This window comes from Terrimonas ferruginea DSM 30193 (assembly GCF_000425585.1).
Taxonomy (GTDB): domain Bacteria; phylum Bacteroidota; class Bacteroidia; order Chitinophagales; family Chitinophagaceae; genus Terrimonas; species Terrimonas ferruginea.
On sequence record NZ_AUDS01000018.1, the window covers coordinates 86,860 to 108,561 of the forward strand.

Genomic DNA, 21,702 nt, shown 5'->3' on the forward strand with positions numbered 1-21,702 from the left:
TATTATACTAAAACAACATCATGCTATGAGAAAAGCTCTCCAGTTATTAGTAGCCTTTCTATTGATGATCGTCCTGGTACCGCAAGTTGCTTATGCACAGGAAAAGACCATTAGTGGAACGGTACTTTCGGATGACAAAACACCGCTGCCTGGTGTGACGATCCGGGTAAAGGGCACCCGCCGCATCACACAGACGGATGCCAACGGTAAGTTTACCCTCCAGGTAAGCCCGGGCGAAACCCTGCAGGTAACTTATGTAGGTTACGAGCCGCAGGAAATCAAAGCCGGTGACGGCGCTACGTTAGGTATCACGCTGAAAGCTTCGGAAGGAGCGCTCGGCGAAGTGGTCGTAACGGCCATGGATATCAAACGTAATAAACGTGAATTGGGTTACTCAACCCAAACAGTAGGCGGTGATGATATCCGCGAAACACAACGCGAAAACTTCATCAACAGCTTACAGGGACGTGTAGCGGGTCTGACCATCAACCCTACTTCAGGAACTGCCGGTTCTTCCAGCGCTATCGTATTACGTGGTTTCAACTCTCTTTCACTCAGCAACCAGCCTCTCTTCGTTATGGACGGTGTAATCATGGATAACACCTCTCTCGACGAAAACTCACAAGGCGGTTCAGGTGTCGGCATTGTTGAACGCGGCGCCGGTCTTACTTCCACCAACAACCAGAAGACGGACTATACAAACCGTATGGCCGACATCAACCCCAACGACATTGAATCGATCACCGTGTTGAAAGGTCCTGAAGCTACCGCACTGTACGGTAGCCAGGCAAGCTCCGGTGCCATCGTTATCACCACCCGCAAGCCCAAGTCCAGCAAGTTTGCACTGCAGTACGACAACAGCCTCCGCTTCTCCAAAGTGACGCGTTATCCCGAAACCATTGACGGATATAAGAATGGTGAGAATGGTGTAGCCTCTGATGTGTTCCGTTATTTCGGTCCTGCTTACGAACCGGGCACAAAATTGTACAACAACAAAGACGCGTTCTTCAAAACCAGCTTTACGCAAAACCACAACCTGGGTATGGATTTCGGTTTCAAGAAATCTTTGTTCCGCTTTACTGCGTCTTATTTTGACCAGGACGGTGTGGTGCCAAACAACACTTATAAGAAAATCAACTTCCGTTTGTCCAACACCACAAAGGTTGGCAAATGGCTGGAGCTGACACCTGCCATTTCCTATATCAGAGCGGAGAACCGCAAGGTACTCCGCAGTGCGGGCGGCTTTCTTATCGGTCTCATGATGTGGCCGAACACCATTGATATCCGCAACTATGAGGCAGCCGATGGTTCAAAAATTCCGCTGTTCAGCAACAACCCCAATGCCGATTACGACAACCCGTTGTTCAACGTTAACAAGAACAAGAACTATGACGAGAACGATCGTTATGGTGCCACGCTGGGTATCAACATCAACCCCACTTCGTGGCTGAGCTTCTCCGGTCGTTTCGGCTATGATACTTACGATGCCGAAGGTTATCTTCAGTATCATCCGCAGTCTTACTACATCGCTTCTACCGTGAATGGTATCCAGGACAACTGGTGGAGAAAATACACTGGTTACAACCACACCATCACCGGTACAGCACGTAAGTCGCTCGGTAAATTCAGCGGACGCCTGATGGTTGGTACCATGTGGCAGGATTATCAAACCGAGATGTTCGCAGTAAGCGGTAACAACCTCTCCGATCCTAACCGCACCGACAGTGCCAACACCGCACCGAACACACGTACTTACCTGCTTCGCAATGTATACGGTGAAAACAACCTGTTTATCACCAAGATGTTTGCTTACTTCGGTGAAGCGGCTATTGCGTATGACAACAAGGTGTTCCTGAACTATACCCACCGTTTTGAAGAAGCATCTACCCTGCCGAAACAAAACCGTAAGTATAACTATCCCGGTGCGAGCCTCAGCCTTATCATGACCGACATCATTCCCGGTCTGAAAAGAGGAGGCATCGATTATGTGAAACTGCGTGGTTCACTGGCCGGTACTGCCCGCCTGAACCTGCCTTATTCCACACAATCGATTTTTACCAACGTAACTTCTTCCGGTGGTGGTTTCCAATATGGATTTACCAACAACAACCCGGATCTGGAGCCTGAAAGACAAAAGACTTTCGAGGTTGGTACGGAATGGCGCTTCTTCAAAGGACGTCTGTCTGTTGATGCTGCTTATTATAACACATTGACAAAAGGCCAGATCATCGAAGGTTTCCGTCTGAGCTACGGTACCGGTTATGTACTCAACACGCAGAATGCGGGCAGCACACGCAACGAAGGTGTGGAAGTGACCGTTTCTGCCAACATCGTGCGTAAGAAAGACTGGAACTGGGACATGCAGTTCAACTTCAACCGCATGTGGAGCCGTGTAACAGAAATGCCGGCCAACGTTGCGGAATACTATATTGCTGACACATGGGTTTATGGTAATGCCCGCGGCGGTATCATGAAAGGTGGCCCAACCACTACCATCACTGCTGCAGGTTACCAGCGCAACAACGCCGGTGATATCCTTATCGATCCTACCAACGGTTTGCCGCTCGTAAATACTGTTTACTCTGTATTCGGTGACCGTAACCCTGATTTCCGTCTGGGTTGGAACAACGTGATCAGCTATAAAAACTGGCGCCTCAGCTTCCTGTGGGATCTGAAAGTCGGTGGTGATATCTTCAACGGTAACAACAAGTTCCTGACCAGCATCGGTAAGAGTCCGATCACCGCAGACCGTTATACCCCGATCGTAGTGGAAGGTGTACTGCGCGACGGTAAAGAAAATACCGCAACGCCTACACGTAATACTTATAGCATCATTCCTGCGTACAACTGGACATATTATGCTGAGCGTATGCCGGAAGAAGTGTTCATTGAGAAAAATGTAAACTGGTTCCGTCTGCGTGATCTGAGTGTGAGCTACAATTTCCCTCAGAGCTTTGTACGCCGCATAGGTGTGATCAAATCACTGGGTGCATTCTTTACCGTAAACGACCTGATCCTGATGACCAACTACTCCGGTGCTGATCCGTCCGTGAGCGGTACTTCTGCCGGTGCACGTGGTGTTGGCTCTGCAGGTTTCGACTACGGTACATTGCCTACTCCGATCAACCTGAACTTTGGTATCCGTCTTTCCCTGTAACCCTCAAAAAAGAAATGAACATGAAAAAGATATTTGGTATTTGCATGGCTTCGGGGATGGCAGCACTGCTGCTGGGAAGCTGTAGCAAACAAATCGACGATGCCTACCTCAATCCCAATGCGGAAACTGTAAAACCCATTGAGCAATTGTTGCCAGGCATTATTGACAACATGACCTGTAGCTTTTCTGCTGCCGGTACCAACTATGGTACTACACAGGATGGCATGTATCTCGGCAAGTATATCCAGTTCTGGGTCCAGAATACGGCCAGCAACCAGTATGATGCGCTGGGCGGTGTAATCGGTAACAGTGACCTGCTCGGCAACGTATGGGCCATGCATTATTATGGCCAGGGACAGAACCTCAACCGTGTTATCCAATGGGGCAGTGAGCAAGAGAAATGGGATTATGTGGGTGTGGCTTATGCCATCCGCGCATGGTCATGGCTCACACTCACCAATACTTACGGTGAAGTGATCCTGAAAGAAGCCTTTAACACGAACCTGCGTGTATTTAAATACGACACACAAGCCGAAGTATACGACGAAGTACGTCGCAACGCTCACCTGGCAATTGAGTTCCTCAACCGCACAGATGGCAACGTAAGTCAGGCCAACCTGGCTATCGGCGACAAGTACATGAACGAAGGCGACGTGAACAAATGGAAAAAATTTGCTTACGGTGTATTGGCGCGTTCATACAACCAGCTTTCCAACAAAGCTGATTACAAGCCCGATTCCGTAATTAAATACACTCAATTGGCCGCAACAACCAATGCCGAGAACACTTACGCAAAATTTTCCAATGCAGGTCCTACCGGTACTTTCCACTTCTGGGGTCCGCAGCGCGCCAACTTTGGTGTACAACGCCAGTCTAAGTTTATTGCTGATCTCATGTCGGGCGTAAATGAGATGTTTAATGGCGTGAACGATCCACGTGCGTGGTATATCCTGCGCGAGAATCCGAATGGCACCTTCAAAGGCTTCCGTCCTACTTATGGTCTGGAAACAGCCGTACTGCCTGTGGCAAATGATCGTCCCAATAACTTCTGGGGTGGTTTAAATGCGGTAACAACGGCACCTACTCCGGATACTGTACGTTACGTTTATCAGAACGGCCCCGCTTTCCCGATCATTACTGCATGCGAGATGAAATTTGTGGAGGCAGAAGCGCAATACCGCAAAGGCCAGAAAGGCCTTGCACTCGCGGCTTACCGTGAAGGCATCCGCCTGAGCATGGACATGCTGGCTACGGTGTATCCCAAAAATGTTCCGGAAGCCCGTAAGATCACCTCCGGTATGATCACTTCATACCTGGCTGATACGCGTGTGGTACCTGCCGATCCAAACCAGCTGACACTTTCGCATATCATGTTGCAAAAGTATATCGCACTCTACGGGTATGGTGTATATGAAACCTGGACGGATATGCGCCGTTTCCACTACACTGATACGGAAACAGCCACTGGTTTGCAGGTATATCGCGGATTTGAGCTGCCTCCTGTTGACCGCCGTTATGTGAATAACTCAGGTAAAGTTGTTTACCGCTGCCGTCCGCGTTACAACTCTGAATATCTCTACAACGTAGACGAACTGAGAAGAATCGGTGCGCTGGACCTCGACTATCACACCAAAGAAATGTGGTATACACAGCCCTGATCTATCCACCAATAAAAACAATGCAACATGAAAAAAATCAAGCATATAAAATTTCTTGCAGCGGGATCTCTGGTGGCACTGGCAGCGCTGATCTCCTCCTGCGACAAAAATCTCAACGACCGCAACAAGCTGGATAAGGATGCTTCCAATTCAGTATATGTAAAATTTGTGAACCTAGCCGGAAGTGCTACCCGTAACTATGTATACGTGGATGGTAAACAGGTGTCGGGCGCACAAATGGTTTATGGTGAAACACTGCCGGTACACTCTTCAAGCTATGGACTTAAGATGACGGCAGGCCTGCGTTCATTCGTGGTGCGCGACACGCTGGCTACCTCCACACAGGTACCGCTTACCTTCAACGGCAATTTCGATGCTAACTCTTCTTATACAGTGTTCCTGTACGATTCGATCATCCGCATCAAACAGGTAACGGTGAAGAATAACATCGAGATTCCTTCGGATTCAACATCGCGTTTGAAGTTCGGCAACTTCATGTACCTTACCAATGGCGGTACTGCACCTGCGGTTGATCTGTATTCCAGCTTCTTTGGCCGCAGAATTTTCACCAATATTGCTCCAAGCCAGGTGACGGAGTTCATCACTTATCCTGGTGCACATGCAGCCGGTGATACCTTGCGGACCTATGTAGCAGGAACCAATACGGTACTGAATGAATTGATCGGATATACCACCACCAAGAAAAGAAGTTATGTAGTGGTGGCAAGAGGCAACTATAACAACGTTCTTACCACCGGTACCGGACGTTTGCTCTCAAGCCATACGATCTGGTAACAGAAATGAAAGTTTCTGAAAGAAAAGAGGCTGTCAGACGACAGCCTCTTTTCTTTTTAGTAGTAATAGAGATTGTACGGACCGCTGGCCGGATCAACGTCTGTACCAATCACAACAGACGACTGCCTCGTTTCAGAAAGCGTAAGCTGACCATTGTACATGCTTACATGGTGCGACTGAATTTGTGAAGAGCTGCCGTTATACATGATATCGACATCAAATTCGACATTGCCTTCACCGGCTTCATTTCCCTGCCGTTCAACAGAGAGAATAAACTCACGGGCGCCGATACCTACGCCGGTAGTGATGTAGAAGGTTTCATCTCCTACTACCACAGTCTGTTTGTTGAACTTAGCCACTGAGGCTGTACCGGATGGAGTGAAAGAGCAAAGCAGCATGGTTGTCGCTGCGAGGACTACGAACATTGTTTTTTTCATACGATCAAGTTTTCGGTGATTAAGAAATACGAGGTTTAATAGTAATAAATGTTGTAAGCATCTGTTACCGGATATACATCTGTGCCTACTGTTGCTCCCGCCTGTCTTGCCTGCTGGAGTGTGAGTTGGCCATCAGACATGCTGACGTGATGCGTTTCCGGATAATAAGGATTGCCATCAACAAAGATGTCGACGTCAAATTCAACATTACCCTCGCCGGCTTCATTGCCGACCCGTTCTACATAAAGAATGAACTCACGGGCGCCGTAACCGATACCAGTAGTAATAATGAAGGACTCATCCCCCGTCACTACTACCATTTTTTGGGCCGTTTTAACTACAGCTCCCGAACCAGCCGGTGCGAAGGAGCAAAGCAGCATTGTTGTCGCTGCCAGGACAAAGCACATTGTTTTTTTCATATGATCAAGTTTTCAGTAAAATACAAAAACGCGTGAACGATACCAGCACTATGCCCCGCGAGTTGGTGCGATCGGGTACAAACCCATAAATGATTGAGTAGAAACTACTGCGACAGTATCCGTGATTTTTCTATTTGCGGCTTTCTGCGGTTGAGTTGAAGGCTAATTTGTTCCCTCTGCATTTTTTTTCAGCTTTTTGCGCTATTGTGCGGAATTAATGATACATTAGCGTTGACACTGCTTATGAAGAAACTCGGCTGGTCACTGTATTTCTTCTCTTCATTCTGTATGCTTTTCGTGAGGCATACCACTTTACAAACCTATTCCATTGAAAAAAACGGCCGGTTTATCCCGGAGAGCTAACCTGTAACAGTTGAAGCTTTATTTGTCCATTTTTATAACCAAAACAACTCACAGCTATGAGAAGAAACCTGCTCTTTCCCCTTGCTTGCTTCCTGCTGTTTTTATTGCTGCCACCGGCATTGAAGGCACAGGAGAGATCTGTATCGGGCACGGTACTGGCAGATGATGGCACACCTATGCCAGGTGTGACCGTATCGAACCAAACCAACGGCAAAAAGACACAAACCAACTCTGTTGGTTATTATGCCATCGAGGCCGCTACAGGCCACAAACTTCATTTCACCTTCGTGGGTTATGTTGCGCAAACAGTTACCGTACCGGCTGGAACCCTGGTGAATGTAAAACTGGTATCTGCGGAGAATGACATGGAGAACGTGGTAGTGACGGGTTATGGTCAGAAGCGTAACAAACGCGAACTGGCTTACCAGGCCCCTACTGTAAGTGGCGAGGAAATTGCGCAGACAAAACGGACCAACTTTCTGAATGCCCTTGCTGGTCGCGTGCCGGGCCTCACCGTTACATCCACGTCCGGATTACCCGGCGCAAGTGCCCAGATTATGTTGCGTGGTGGTACGTCGATCGGCGGCAGTAACACGCCGCTATTTGTAGTAGACGGTATGCCGGTTGTCGATGCGTCCGTTGACCAGAACGATCTTAACAGCGCATCCATCACCACTTCTGCATCAGGTGCGGCAACCCTCGCTCTTTCCAACAGGAACAGCGACTATACCAATCGTATCGCGGATATGAACCCCGAAGATATCGAGAGCGTTACTATCCTGAAAGGTCCTGAAGCCACCGCTTTATACGGATCAGACGGTGCCGGTGGAGCTATCGTTATCACTACCAAAAAGGGCAAGACGGGTAAAACACAGGTGACTTACACAAACGCACTTTCGATTTCACAGGTTTACCGCTACCCTGAAACGCAGTCTACCTATTCACGTGGTGCCAATGGTGCTTACGATCCTACAGCGTATAATTCCTACGGGTATTCTTTCTTCGGTCCCAAGTACCCCGATAATACACCGCGCTACGACAATATCCGCAATTTCTTCCGTACCGCTTTCAGTCAGCAACACAACGTTTCACTGGAGGCGGGTACTTCTACCCTCAACTATCGCCTTTCCGGTGGTTATGTAAATTCAACAGGTGTTGTACCGAATACCAAACTGGTACGTTATAATTTCCGTTTTTCTGCATTTGCAGAATTGAGCAAACGTTTCAAACTGAATACGACCATTGCTTATGTTCGCTCAGACAATGATAAAGCGACCAAAAGCGCAGGTAGTTTTTATACGAACCTGATGACCTATCCTACCGATGTAGATGCCCGCGATTACATCAACGCCGACGGCACCAGGAAAGTATTAAGAAATGTATCGCCTGCCGCAGAACTGAACAACCCTTTCTGGGATGTAAACAAAAACAGATCGAACGACCGTAACGATAACCTTACCGGCAACATCAGCCTTACCGCCAAACTGGCTAAAGACCTGACAGCAACCGGTATCCTCGGTATCAACTCTTTCACTACCATGGGCACCATGGTATATCACCCCTATTCACGGGAAGGTTATACCCTGGGCGGCTACCTCTCCACTTATGAGCAGGTGTTCAATGGCCTTAATGGTACCTTTCGTTTGAACTACAGCAAAACGATTGCGAAGAAGTTCACCAACTCGTTCTATCTCGGCGGCTTCTTTGAAGACAACAAGCAAACGCTCAATTCTCAAAGAGGTGAAAAATTTTATGAGATCGATTTCGTGTCTATCAATAACACGGATCCTACCAGCCGCATTGCATCACTGTCTCGCCGTGATACGCGTAAAGTGCGTTTCTATGGCGGCTACACGCTTGGGTACAACAACCTCGTGTATGTAACTGTCACCGGCACACGCGAAGGCGTATCCAACCTTACTTCCAAATTTTACAACAAGCAGCCATTCTTCAATTACGGATCTGTATCAGGCAGCTTTATTGTATCCGATCTGAAATTCATGGAAGCAACCAAAAGCTGGCTGAGCTTTGCGAAACTGCGTGCTTCATATGCAACCACGGGTCGCGGCCCCTACTCGCCTTATATCATTGACCCTTCATTCGGAAGCGTACTGTCTACCGGTGGTGGCTTTGCCTTGGGTGTAACGGGTAACAATACCAACCTGCGCCCTGAGTTCAACAAGAATATGGAGATCGGTGGTGAACTGAAATTCCTGAAGAACCGTCTTGGTCTTGATGTGGCTTATTTCAATAACAAAATAAAGGACAACATCCTGGCTAACCGCATCAGCTATGCTACAGGCTTTATTCTCCGCTGGTTCAACGGTGGACGTCTGGCCGCTAAAGGATGGGAGATTCAACTTACCGGCAGCCCCGTTCGCAGTAAAGACTTCAACTGGGACGTAACTGTTAACTTCGACAAAGCCAGAACAACGATCGAAAAACTTCCGGGCGATCTTCCGTTCTACTATGATTCTGATACATGGGTATTTGGCAGCGTACGTTCACAGGTAGCAGTAGGTCAGTCTCTTGCTAACCTCTCTGGTTTTACTTTTGAGCGTAATAACAAAGGTCAGTTACTGATTTCTCCGACCACTGGTCTTCCTATCCAGTCTACCACGGACTACGTAACTATCGGCGACCGCCAGCCGGATTTCAAAATCGGCATCATCAACTCCGTTTCCTACAAGAACTTTTCTTTGTCATTCAATCTTGATCTCCGCAAAGGTGGCGATGTGTTCAATGCCAACGAAATGATGATGACGATGAACGGTTCGAGCGTGCGTACACTTGACCGTGAGCAGCCGCGCGTGATCGAAGGTGTATTGAAAGATGGTCTGGAAAACACCGACAAGCCATCGATCAACACCATCGCCATCACCCCTTATTTCCGCAACAACTATTACAATGGTGTGATTGCAGAGTCTGACTACATCGAAAATGTAAACTGGCTCCGTATGCGCGACATCACAATTGCTTATGACTTGTCTTCTAAGTTACTGAAGCGTCAAAAGTTCTTTAAATCAGCCAGCGTATATGCAACAGGAACGGATCTGTTCATTATTACCAACTACAGCGGCATGGATCCGAACACCAACGCCCTGAATGCATCCAACGCCAAAGGTTTTGGAGGTGCCGGCATCGATTATGGCGCCATTCCTACTCCACGCGCATTCAACTTCGGTGTAAAATTTGTTTTCTAACCGCTAAACAATCTGACAATGACAAAGAAATATTTAATAATAATATTGGCAGCGTTGACGATGGGGACAGGTTGTAAAAAATACCTAGACATCAACAGCGATCCTGATACCACGCAAAATCCGTCCAACCGTTCTGTACTGCCTCAGACACTTTCGGCCATTCCCACCGCCCTGCAATCGGACGGTGGACTGTATGTGGCCAAGTTCGTTCAGAACTGGCTTACCTGGAACAGCGCCAACCAGAACGTATACGACGCACAGGGTTATGCCTGGAGCGGCGGTACCATGGCCGCTACGTGGACACTTACTTATCTTAACCACGGCCCTAACATTAATTACATCATCGACAAAGGGTTGAAGGATAACGAACCGCAATATGTAGGTGTAGCGCTTGCATTGAAAGCCTGGTCATTCCTGCATACAACAGACTATAACTCTGATATTCCTTTTAGCGAAGCTTTTAAAGAAGGATTGTATTCTTTCAAATACGACTCGCAGGCTGTGGTGTACAAAGGTGTTGACTCACTGTGCCGACTGGCGCTTCAATACCTCGACCAGGGCATTGCCCGCGGTAATTCGGGTACACTTTCCGGTGCCGATTTGGTATACTCGGGCAACCTGGAGAAATGGAAAAAATTCGTTTACGGAACCTTAGCACGTGTATGGCACCATCAATCCAACAAATCCACTTATAAGGCCGACTCCGTTATCAAGTACGTGAACAATGCCATGACAACTGTGGACGATGACTTCTGCGTACCGTTTGATGCAAACCTGAATAACAATTCAAATTACTTCGGAACTTTCAGGGACAACGCACGGCTATGGCGCCAGAGTACATTCATTGTTGGCCTGCTTGACGGCACCACACTGGCCGGCAGCAGCGTTGGTTACAACCGCGATCCCCGTATGTCTTACATGCTGGCAGCCTCGCAGGATACCACCAACGGCAACGGGGGTTACAGAGGTGTGGAACCTGGCGTAGGTGATCCTTATTCTTCACTGACCGGTACTTATGCTGTCAACTCTACCAACTGGATCAACGCACGTAAACGCGTTGCCATTAACTGGGGAGATAGTATGTATACCAACCCAAGCGCCAACGTATTTGAAAACAATGGTAAATACCTGTTCAAAAACAAGGCGGTTTATCCGGTGATGACACTGGCCGAAATGCAATTTATCAAAGCGGAAGCTGCGTTTATTGCCGGCGACCGGTCTACGGCTTATACCGCTTACCGCGCGGGCATCCAGGCACATTTCGATTTCATCAACAGAAGCTATGGTAATATCCGCGGTGCCGCCAACCTGTACAACAACAGCCCGATCTCTGCCACTAATATCACGCGTTACCTGAACAGCGCCAATGTGAAACAGTCCGCCGGTACATTGACGCGCACCGATATTATGCTGCAGAAATACATTGCGCTGTGGGCATGGGGATTCTTTGAAACATGGGTGGATATGCGTCGTTATCACTATCTTGACCTTGATCCGGATACAGGCGACCAGGTATATAAATCCTTTAAAATGCCTGTTCCACTTTCCGCAACAAACGATGGCAAACCTGTTTACCGCGTGCGCCCTCACTTCACTTCCGAGTATACCTATAACCGGGATGAACTGAACCGTATCGGTGCGTTGCAGCAGGACTATCATACCAAAGAAATGTGGTTCAGCCAACCTTAATCAACCAGGGATTTCACCTTTTTAAATTAAATTTTATGCGACATATTATTACCGGAGCTCTCGCCCTAATGGTACTATCCGCAGTAACGTTTTCCTGCAAGAAAAATGAACTGCGTAGCGCTCCGTTTGAATATACTGACGGCAAGGCTTTAGTAAAGATTAATCACGCCTGCCCTTATGCTAAAAATCCGGGCATTATCATCAAAGTAAATGGAGAGAAGGTCAGTAGTGCCATCACCTATAGCACGCCTTATCCGGGTGGAGGTCTGAATACCGGAGGCAACTCGTATGCAGATTACCTGGCCTTCGCACCCGGCGATAACAAGGTCAGCCTCACCATTCCATTCGTAGGAACCAATCGTGATTCAATAGTACTGCATGAAGGCACGTATAATGTAAAGGCAAATATTTACCAGACTATTCACTTTACCGACACGTTGGAAAATACGGTTGGCGTTACAACCATCGATGCCTCCAACAAGCCCGATTCCGGTTATACAGAGTTTCGCTTTGTGAACCTGATCCCGAACTCTACCGGTATCGATCTTTATTTCGGCCCGGACCGTGTGGCGGCTAATATTCCTTACAAAGGGACAACCGAGGCCTTCCTGCTGCCGGCCGGTAACTCGCTGGCATGGACGCTTCGTGATGCAGGTGGCACCACTACTTTGGGAACCGCTTACACCAGTGCAAGTACGGTAGCTAACCAGCGCGTATTTACTGTTTATGCGCGTGGCTATCGCGGATTGCCGACAACAGATATCCGCAGTCCAAAAATTTCATTTGTTTATAACAAATAAATTCGTGTGAGTATTCAACTGTTCCCCGTCCGTGAAGAAATGTAGCGGACGGGGTCAGTTTTTTTTATCCATCCAAAATCGAATATATGCGTATAACGCTTCTTGCTATATGTCTGGCCATCGCTGCTTCATCCCACTCACAGACGGCGTTGTGGTCGGCTCCCGATTCGGCGCTGGCTGACTTCAGAGATAATTATCCGCAGGAAAAAGTATACCTGCATACCGACCGGGACATATATGGCGCAGGAGAAACGATTTGGGGTAAACTTTGGTGCCTGCTGGATCAATCGCCCAGCTTCTTAAGCCGCATCGCTTATGTAGAACTGGCCGACAAGAACGGCAAAGTGGTACAGAAAAAAATGTACCGGCTCGATACAGTTGCCAGTGCTGCCGTTGATATGGATATTCCTTCCGGATTAGCTACCGGCACTTACTCACTCAGCGCTTATACTTTATGGATGCTGAATTTTCCGGCATTTGTTAGTCATAAAAATATTTATATCCAGGGAGCAAGCCCCTCTGAAGCAAAAACAACAGAGGCCAAAGCAGTACTCAACCTGCGCTTTCTGCCCGAAGGGGGCGAATGGATACTCGGACTCAACAACCGCGTGGCCTTTCATGCCACTGACGCCAATGGTATGCCGGTGAGTATAGAAGGCTACATTGCGGATAATACCGGCTCACGCGTTACCACTTTCAAAACCGAACACAATGGCATGGGCCTGGTGGAACTTACACCCGCAGCCGGAAAATCATATGCTGCATATGTGCGTTTTGGCGGTTCTGCAGAGCGTAAATATGTACTGCCGCCGGTAAAAAGCGACGGTGTTACCCTGCGTATCGAAAACACCAATGCAAAACGGCTTTTTGTGCTGGTTAACCGCAGCGAACAAAACAAAGCACGGTTCCGCGAGCTTGAAGTGATTGCACAGATCAATTATGAGATCGTATATCGCGCCAAACTCAACCTTGACGAAGAACAGAACGCCGTTTCCATCAACAAAAAAGACCTGCCTCCGGGCATATTACATATAACCGTATTTGACCAGCAACATATGCCGGTTGCCGAACGTATCTGTTTTATCGAAAATTATCAGCTTACACAACCCGACATACACCACGAAGAAAAGGGATTGGCTGCACGCAAACGTAACACCGTAAGCTTCGGATTGCCGCAAGATAAAGTGTATGCCCTGTCGGCCCAGGTATCGAGCTACACAGCCGGAGAACCCGTTCACAACAATGCGGATAACCTGATCGCATCGTTGTTGCTGGGTAGTGATATCAAGGGTTATATTCATCAACCCGGATATTATTTCCGCAACAAAGACACTGCTACCCTTCGTCATCTGGATTTGTTGCTGATGACACAGGGATGGCGCCGTTTTGAATGGAAACAACTTCTTGCAAAAGAGAAGCCTGTTATCAGTTATCCCGTAGAGTCAGCGATGAGTTACCGGGGCACCGTAACGAAAAGTGACAGCAAAGAACTGATCAAAGATGGTAAGGTGTCGTTCATGATCAGAGGCGTGGATTCCTCGTCATTGCTGGCGGAGGCTACGCTTACGGATAAGGGTGAATTCATTTTGCCGGATGTTAATTTTATCAAAAGTGCCGAAGTGGCCTACATGGGAACAGACAACAAGCGTTCAAACTTCATTGTGGATGTACACATGCTGCCTACTTACATCGATAGTTTACAGAAAAGCCGCTATCGCCCGGAAATTACGCTTGATTCGGCGGAGTTGCTGGCGCAGCAAAGAGCGTTGGCGCTTGCCATGAACCAACACACGCAACAACTGCAGGACAGTGTGAAGATGCTAAACAATATTGTGATCAAATCGCGTAAGCTATCGCGGGAAGACTCACTCAACGTGGCTTATGCAGGAGGCCCATTCCTTATGGGCCGTTCGATCGATCCGACAGCTTATAAATCCTACAGAACCATCTGGCAAATGATACAAGCAGCTATACCGGGAATTACGATTGAAGGTAATCCATTTGCCCCTACGAGCGTTACCATGAATCGTTTTGCCGGCATGGGATCCGCCAGTGGCGGCACTGAAGAACTGGCCGGCAGTTCCGACGGATCGATCAGCAATGGCATTGTAATGGAAGAAAACGGCATTGCCTACTTCCTGAATGAAATAAATGTGAGTTTCGACGTGATCAATACGTTGACAGTGGAAGATGTGGCGCTGATCAAAGTAATGAAAAATGAAGCGGCCGCATTGGGTGCCTCCCAGGGAGCCATCGCCATCTACACCAAAAATGGTTTCGATGCCGCTGCGCGGGTCTATGACAAACGTTATATTCGTGTAAAGAAAGAAGGCTATGCCGTAAGCAGGGACTTTTTCGATCCACCTTATGCGCGCGGCGACTCAATGACCACCGCCGATCAGCGTTATACACTTTATTGGAGCGGCAAACTTCGGCCCGCCAACGATAAGCAGTACCGTTTCCGTTTTTTTAATAACGATTCAGGTAGTAAATTTAAATTGATTATACAGGGTATCAGCCGGGATGGTGAGTTGGTTTGGAAGGAGCAGATACTCGAGTGAGTAGTAAGTATTAAGTAGTAAGTATTAAGTAGTAAGTAATAAATTTCAGGTAAATGGCTATATTCACTATTGACTATTCACTATTGACTATTCACTATTGACTATTCACTATTGACTATTCACCATTCACGTTTTTGACTTTTGAATTTCCCTCATGGCATTAAGCAGAATCTGGTCCGCTTTTATAATCGTTGCTTTAAGTGTAGCCCTGTTCCGGTTTGCCTTCAATGGCAGCCAGGATGATATATTCGGACGAATGGTAACCGGTTCGTCGAAAGACGAATTCCGTTTCTACGCTATCGGCGATCCGGCAAAATATGGTTACCCTTCCATCGACAGCTTTACACGCAAAGTGGCGCCCTACTCTTTCAAGCGCCAGGATGCGCCGGATGAAAGCACTAAATTTTTGCTGACCGATAATCTTGCTTCGGATTCTGTAAAAATTCTCACCGGTAAATTCACAGCCTTACGTGCAGTCGAATATTCTTATGTTACCGGCAGACTACAAAAGCCGGTAGATGGTGTAATAGAAACCTGTAAGAGTGCCGTCAACATCTGTTTAGGATTAATAGGCATCATGGCTTTGTTCATGGGATTCATGAGCATTGCAGAAAGAGCCGGCGGCGTCCGTTTTCTTTCGCGCATCGTGGGACCTTTCTTTTCCAAATTATTTCCCGAAGTGCCTAAAAATCATCCGGCCATCGGTCACATGATGATGAACTTCTCGGCCAACATGCTCAACCTCGATAACGCTGCCACACCTTTCGGCATCAAAGCCATGGAGAGCCTGCAGGAACTTAACCCGGATAAAGAAAGAGCCTCCAACGCGCAGGTAATGTTTCTCTGCCTCCATGCATCCGGTCTTACGTTGATTCCTATCACGATCATTGCGGCACGTGCTTCCGTACGGGCAGCCAATCCCACCGATATTTTCCTGCCCTGTATGATCGCTACGTTTATGGCCACCATCGCCGCCATGATCATCGTTGCCTTCAAACAAAAGATCCGGTTGTTTCAGCCCGTAGTCATTTTATGGGTAGGCGGATTGTCGGCGCTGATCGCCGGACTGGTGCTGTTGCTGGTGTCGATGAATACAGTCGGTGTAAACCTCTTTTCAGATCAATTGAGCAATGGCCTGATTTTATCTATCTTCTTATTGATTACGTTGGGTGGGCTGTATAAACGTATCAATATCTTCGACGCATTCGTAGAGGGCGCCAAGGGCGGTTTTGAAACCGCTATCCGCATTATTCCCTACCTGGTAGGCATACTCGTTGCCATCAGCCTGCTCCGCAGCAGCGGCACGTTTGACGTGGTGATTGCCGGTATGAAACAACTATTCGGAGCCTTTGGGGCCGATACGCGTTTTGTAGACGGCCTGCCGACCGCCCTGATCAAACCAATGAGCGGCAGTGGCGCACGCGGAATGATGTTCGATACGATGAACGCTTTCGGCCCGGATTCGTTTGCCGGCCGTCTCTCCTGCATTCTGCAGGGTTCCTCCGACACCACTTTTTATGTGATTGCCGTTTATTTCGGCGCCGTGGGCATCAAGAATACGCGTTATTCTATCGGGGCCATGTTGCTGGCCGACCTGGTGGGCATTATCACGGCGATAAGTTTGTGTTACCTGTTTTTCGGGTAAGTGAATCATCGTGAATGGTGAATGGTCAATCGTCAATGGAAGAGTCATGGCTGTTCCATCTCCACATTTTCACATTTCCACATCCCGCAGGGCACATTTTCACATTCAAAAAGCGCCCTGCGCTTTTTGTTTCGTATCTTCGCGCGCCGAATTTTACTTAAAACTGAAAATCTCGAATTACCATGGCATTACAGGCAGGCATCGTCGGTCTTCCGAATGTGGGCAAATCAACGCTCTTTAACGCGGTGAGCAACAGCGCAAAAGCACAGGCCAGCAACTACCGTTTCTGTACCATCGAACCCAACGTGGGGCTAGTCGATGTACCCGATAGCCGCCTGAGCAAACTGGCCGAACTTGTACAGCCTCAACGGGTTGTGCCTACGCAGATCGAAATTGTTGATATCGCCGGACTGGTAAAAGGTGCCAGCCGCGGTGAAGGGCTGGGCAACAAATTCCTCGGCAACATCCGCGAGGTGGATGCCGTTATCCATGTGATCCGCTGTTTCGAAGACGAAAACGTACTGCGTGAAGAAGGCGCGATCAACCCTGTTAGCGACAAAGAGATCATCGATACCGAACTGCAGTTGAAAGACCTGGAGAGCATCGAGAAAAAGATGTCGAAAACCGAGAAAATGGCCAAAACCGATCCCAAGGCCAAGGCAGAACTCGCCGTTTTGCAGCTTTGCAAAGATCATCTCGAAAAAGGTCGCAGCATCCGCGAGCTCGGACTGAGCAAAGAAGACAAGATCGCGGTAGCGGATCTGTTCCTGCTGACGGACAAACCCGTATTGTACGTTGCCAACGTGGACGAAGCTTCCATGCACACCGGTAATAAATATTCCGAAATGCTGAAAGAAGCCGTGAAGAATGAAAATGCTGAAGTAATCATCATGAACAACAACATCGAAGCGCAAATCGCCGAGATGGATAATGTGGACGACCGTCAATTGTTCATGGAAGAATACGGTATGACCGAGCCGGCTCTAGACCGCCTGATCCACTCAGCCTATAAACTCCTCAATCTTTATACTTATTTCACCGCCGGTGTGCAGGAAGTGCGTGCCTGGACCATCCACCAGGGTTGGAAAGCGCCCGCCGCAGCCGGTGTGATCCATACCGACTTCGAAAAAGGTTTTATCAAAGCTGAAGTGATCGGCTACGACGATTACGTACAATATAAAACCGAAGCCGCCGCCCGCGAAGCAGGCAAGCTGCGCATTGAAGGAAAGGAATACATTGTGAAAGATGGTGATGTGATGCATTTCCGGTTTAATGTGTGAGAACAGTTATAAGTTGTAAGTAGTAAGTTATAAGTAAAACAGCCCGCAGAGTCTGAAAAATGAACTTGTGGCTGTTAACTTACTACTTAAAACTTATTACTTAATACTTACTACAGTAACGCTGTAATAGTCGCTCTTCCGGTATGAATCGTGCGGGTACTGCCAGGCTTGCGTCCATCATACTGAAAATTTAACTCCAGGTTATTCAGCAACCTTTTGGTCAGGGTGATATTCCAAAGGAAATTTTTACCGGGCAACAAACCATCCAGCATAATATAACTCACCGTGGTGGTGGTGCTGCCAACCGCCGCTTTGTAGTTGATGTCTTCATAACTGAATTTACCGGAGATCGAGGTATTCTGCAGAATATTGTATTTGGTTTCTGCCGTAAACCTGTTCGACACCGCTTTCTCGCCACCGAATACCGGCTCATTTCTTTTCGTTTCGTATTTATATCCCGACGCAAGACGGAATGTGGTTCCGCGGATAAAGGTTAATACCGGTTCCACACTCTGGCTGTTGAGATCGTAGTTGCGATTATCAAACTGCGCGTTATCAGTATACAATTCATTGTTGGCGTAGCGTGAATTAACCAGTAACTGAAATGCCCTGTTGAGATTCCAGCGCAGTTTCAATGTCCAGTCACGCGAGCGGCGACTTTCATATCCATAAGTAAGTAATGATTTACCACTGCTCCGCAAATTGCTGAGGTCCACACCCCATTTGCTGCCGAAACGGTTGAACGAAAGTGTATTCAGCAAAACTGTATTCAAGGTGATGAGGCCGGTATCATTCACGCCATATTTAAACGGATTAAATTCAAAATTTCCCTTGGCCAGCGACTTTTTGGTGATCTGCATCGACGACCCGAGATTGAATCGTCCGATGAATTGGTGAAAGGCCGAAGCATTGCTGTTACCCCATTTCACGCGCGGATTGAGGGCTATGCTATAATTCAGCGTCGTGTAATTCGCTTTGATGTATTCATTGGTCGGTGTAAAAATGCGGATGAATTTTGCCTGGTCAGGAAAAGCAGCGAGTTCAAATTCATTTAATTGCTGAAGACCGTCCTCGTTGTAATCGATCCAGGCAAATTGTCCCGTACCTGCGGGCACCTCAAGATAAGCATAGTCACGTTTCTGCTCCTGCCCCGATCCTACTTCGTATAAAACGTTTCCCGTGATTAATCCTTTCCATTCATTCATCACATATTCCACCCGGCCGAGAATGGTTTCATCTTCCGTTTGGGTGGTGATTTTTTTGTCATAGATATGCAGTTTACGGAAGGTGGTATTCACATACAATTGCCGCGATGCATTTCCCAGCAACTCTGCCTGCAGATTGAGGTTGTAGCTGCGGTCGCCTTTGGTGAATTCATTGGCTGCCGGGTATTTGTATTTGTCTGCACGTGTGAAAAACGTAGCGCCGTAGCGGTTGCGCTTTCTTTCATCGGAACGGAAATAAACGGAATAAGTATCAAAAGAAAATGCATCGGCAGTCAGGCTGTCCGTGCTTTTGTCTTGCACCTTGTTATGTTCCAAAGCATACCGGAAGCCTAAGCGCCAGTTGTCCAGTTTTTTTAATTCTTTGTTGATGTCGATCGTCGGACGCAGGAACGATCCCTGGTTGCGGCCTGTTTCAAAATTCGTCAGCACCAGTTCATTGTTGAAGCGCCATCCGCCAAAGTCGCCCTGGTGCAGCACGGCATGTTGCACACCATTGTAAGAAGCAGAACGGTTATAGGTGGTAATGCGGTAGTTGAAGGTATGCCCGGCCTCGTTTCTTAATCCAGCCGATGCACGGATAATTTGTTCATTCGCCGGTTCGGGAAGTAAAGGCAGGCCCCAGTCACGCGAAAATTCTACACTGCGCAAACGTTCCAGCGGCCTGAATTTTTGTTGCACGTATTCATAATCACCGGACGTAATGAGTTGCAGTTTATTTTTCTTTTTGAGCAATGCAGTATTGAAGACCTGAAACTTTCCGGCATATCCGTTGTCATCTCCATTGTCTACCCGCGAGAAGGTATTCACATCATAATTACTCATCGCCCCTTCGACCTTTACGAGCGTGTTTTTGTTGAGCTGATAGTCTAATCCCAGGTTCAGTAACTGTTGTTTCTTTGGTGTGATCAGTAAGAGCACCGGTTCGTAACGGCCCTGTTTTACGCCGGCGATGGGATCGATGAATTCAAACACTTTACCATTGGCGCCATTGAAACTTGGTACATAGTTGCCATTGCCCTGCCCTACATCCGTAAAAGCCAGGCTGTATTTGGCCTGATCCGGATCGGTGGAATAACGATAAAATGAATCGAGTCCCGTACCCGGATTATAGTATATTTTTTCATACAATACTTTACCCGCTGCAAACGTGTCGAGTGCCGCAGATGGATAAAATGCCTTCTGAATACTGTCTCCTAACTCCGACAAGAATTGCTTCTGCCTTGTGTCGAGCACCTGGTTGATAGAAGAGTTTTTAGCATCGCTGTTGTTGAAAAATCCGATGCGGACGGTAGCTTTTTTATCAATGACCACTTCCTGGTTCAGGTAAATATTGGCGTTGAGAAAATTACGGTCTGCATATTCAAATTCAATCTGGATACGGCTGTCTTTGGTGATCATCCTGCGTGGCGTGAACGTGACTTCCGCAGTATTATAATTGATCACATAATCCTGGTCTTCGCCACGTTGCAATAATTCACCGTCGATAAATACACGTTCGGTATTGGCAAGTACAATAAAGAAAACTTCGTTGTTGGCGCCTTGCAGGCGATAAGGTCCCTGGTTGCCTTCCAGTCCCTGGATCACGTTGCGGGTAAACTTTCCTTTGGCAATGGATCCGCTGACCAATGTGTTGGATTGTAACCCGGGTGTGATCTCGTTGGTCGTTTGAAAGGATAAACCCTGCAATCGTTTATAAAAACGGAGGAAATAAGACTGATTCTGCCGGATGTCGATATCGCCAATGTTGAGTTGCCAGTTCTTTTTCCGGAAACGTATATACACTTCATCAAATTCATTCAATTGTTGCGTATTGCCGTCGGGTTGAATAGGAATGTTGTTGTCGGTGATCGCGGCCTGCAATTCGATACTGTCACCCAGCATACCGCTCAGTTGAATATTGAGGGTAGAGTTCAACACCGCATCCTGGTTATTACCAAAACCGATTTGCCGCCCGAAACTACCGGATGCCTGGATATTACCAAAATTGAACAGCCCTCTCCCTTCGTTTTGCAGGATCGGCAGCGGTGAAGAGGAAGCGACCGAATAGGTAACGAGGCTGTCGAAGTTCAGCGTTTGGGCAACGGGATTCAGTTTATAGGGAAACACGCGATAGGTGACGGCAATCATACCGGCTGTTGGACGTTGTTTCCAGTAAAGCATGCTGCGTACAAAGTCAAGGCTGTAGGATGCCGTATCCACTTCTGTAACCACCAATGTACCGGGAATAATCGAAAGTGTATCGAGCCGGATGCTGTCGGCTTTTACTTCGATGAGTTTTTTGCGGAGGTTGGAGCTGGCAGCGCCCGGCACAGGCAATTGCCCGTAGCTCCGAACGAACAGGCACAGCAGGATCAAAACCGATATTATTCTCCGCACAACACGCAAAAGCAGTGAGTTTTACTCGAAAGCGTAAATTTCGGCCATTTATTGCGTATGACCATCGCCGTCGGTTTTATTTACGAAAAAAGT

12 protein-coding genes are annotated in these 21,702 nt (G+C 47.7%); 9 read left to right on the forward strand and 3 right to left on the reverse strand.

The features are described from left to right. The first annotated feature begins 25 nt into the window (after window positions 1–25). From H608_RS0106755 to H608_RS0106765, 3 genes are read left to right on the forward strand one after another with little or no spacing between them, the layout of a single operon-like run. Window positions 26–3,157 (forward strand): SusC/RagA family TonB-linked outer membrane protein, encoded by a 3,132-nt coding sequence (locus tag H608_RS0106755; RefSeq protein ID WP_028787007.1) that lies wholly within the window; start codon window positions 26–28, stop codon window positions 3,155–3,157. A 20-nt stretch (window positions 3,158–3,177) separates the two neighbouring features. After that, a complete protein-coding gene (locus H608_RS0106760) occupies window positions 3,178–4,815 on the forward strand; it encodes a SusD/RagB family nutrient-binding outer membrane lipoprotein (protein WP_028787008.1) in 1,638 nt (545 codons plus the stop codon). Between the two features lie 27 nt (window positions 4,816–4,842). Next, window positions 4,843–5,610 (forward strand): DUF4397 domain-containing protein, encoded by a 768-nt coding sequence (locus tag H608_RS0106765; protein WP_028787009.1) that lies wholly within the window; start codon window positions 4,843–4,845, stop codon window positions 5,608–5,610. 56 nt (window positions 5,611–5,666) lie between these two features. Here H608_RS0106765 and H608_RS0106770 read toward each other — a convergent pair whose 3' ends face one another. Both H608_RS0106770 and H608_RS0106775 read right to left on the reverse strand, forming a co-directional pair. Next, the gene (locus H608_RS0106770; protein ID WP_028787010.1) at window positions 5,667–6,047 is read right to left on the reverse strand and encodes a hypothetical protein; all 381 of its coding nucleotides are present in this window, start codon (window positions 6,045–6,047) and stop codon (window positions 5,667–5,669) included. 35 nt (window positions 6,048–6,082) lie between these two features. Next, complete coding sequence (locus H608_RS0106775) at window positions 6,083–6,466, reverse strand: hypothetical protein (RefSeq protein WP_155990076.1); 384 nt, start codon at window positions 6,464–6,466, stop codon at window positions 6,083–6,085. A gap of 419 nt (window positions 6,467–6,885) precedes the next feature. On the opposite strand from H608_RS0106775, the gene H608_RS0106785 reads away from it, so the two are divergent. The 6 genes from H608_RS0106785 (at window position 6,886) to ychF (ending at window position 18,007) form a co-directional block, all read left to right on the forward strand. Then, window positions 6,886–10,032: a SusC/RagA family TonB-linked outer membrane protein gene (locus tag H608_RS0106785; RefSeq protein ID WP_028787012.1), complete on the forward strand. Its 3,147-nt coding sequence runs from the start codon at window positions 6,886–6,888 to the stop codon at window positions 10,030–10,032. A gap of 18 nt (window positions 10,033–10,050) precedes the next feature. Continuing rightward, entirely contained in the window at window positions 10,051–11,721 is a 1,671-nt protein-coding gene (locus H608_RS21535) for a SusD/RagB family nutrient-binding outer membrane lipoprotein (protein WP_071836929.1), read from the forward strand. A 35-nt stretch (window positions 11,722–11,756) separates the two neighbouring features. Next, window positions 11,757–12,521 (forward strand): DUF4397 domain-containing protein, encoded by a 765-nt coding sequence (locus H608_RS0106795; protein ID WP_081658814.1) that lies wholly within the window; start codon window positions 11,757–11,759, stop codon window positions 12,519–12,521. 86 nt (window positions 12,522–12,607) lie between these two features. Then, window positions 12,608–15,082, forward strand: a complete 2,475-nt coding sequence (locus tag H608_RS0106800) for an MG2 domain-containing protein (protein ID WP_028787014.1) — start codon at window positions 12,608–12,610, stop codon at window positions 15,080–15,082. Window positions 15,083–15,236: 154 nt separating this feature from the next. Beyond that, window positions 15,237–16,727 (forward strand): nucleoside recognition domain-containing protein, encoded by a 1,491-nt coding sequence (locus tag H608_RS0106805; protein ID WP_028787015.1) that lies wholly within the window; start codon window positions 15,237–15,239, stop codon window positions 16,725–16,727. A gap of 182 nt (window positions 16,728–16,909) precedes the next feature. Beyond that, window positions 16,910–18,007 (forward strand): redox-regulated ATPase YchF, encoded by a 1,098-nt coding sequence (ychF, locus tag H608_RS0106810; RefSeq protein ID WP_028787016.1) that lies wholly within the window; start codon window positions 16,910–16,912, stop codon window positions 18,005–18,007. A 110-nt stretch (window positions 18,008–18,117) separates the two neighbouring features. Here ychF and H608_RS0106815 read toward each other — a convergent pair whose 3' ends face one another. Continuing rightward, entirely contained in the window at window positions 18,118–21,588 is a 3,471-nt protein-coding gene (locus H608_RS0106815; RefSeq protein ID WP_028787017.1) for a hypothetical protein, read from the reverse strand. Window positions 21,589–21,702 lie beyond the last annotated feature (114 nt).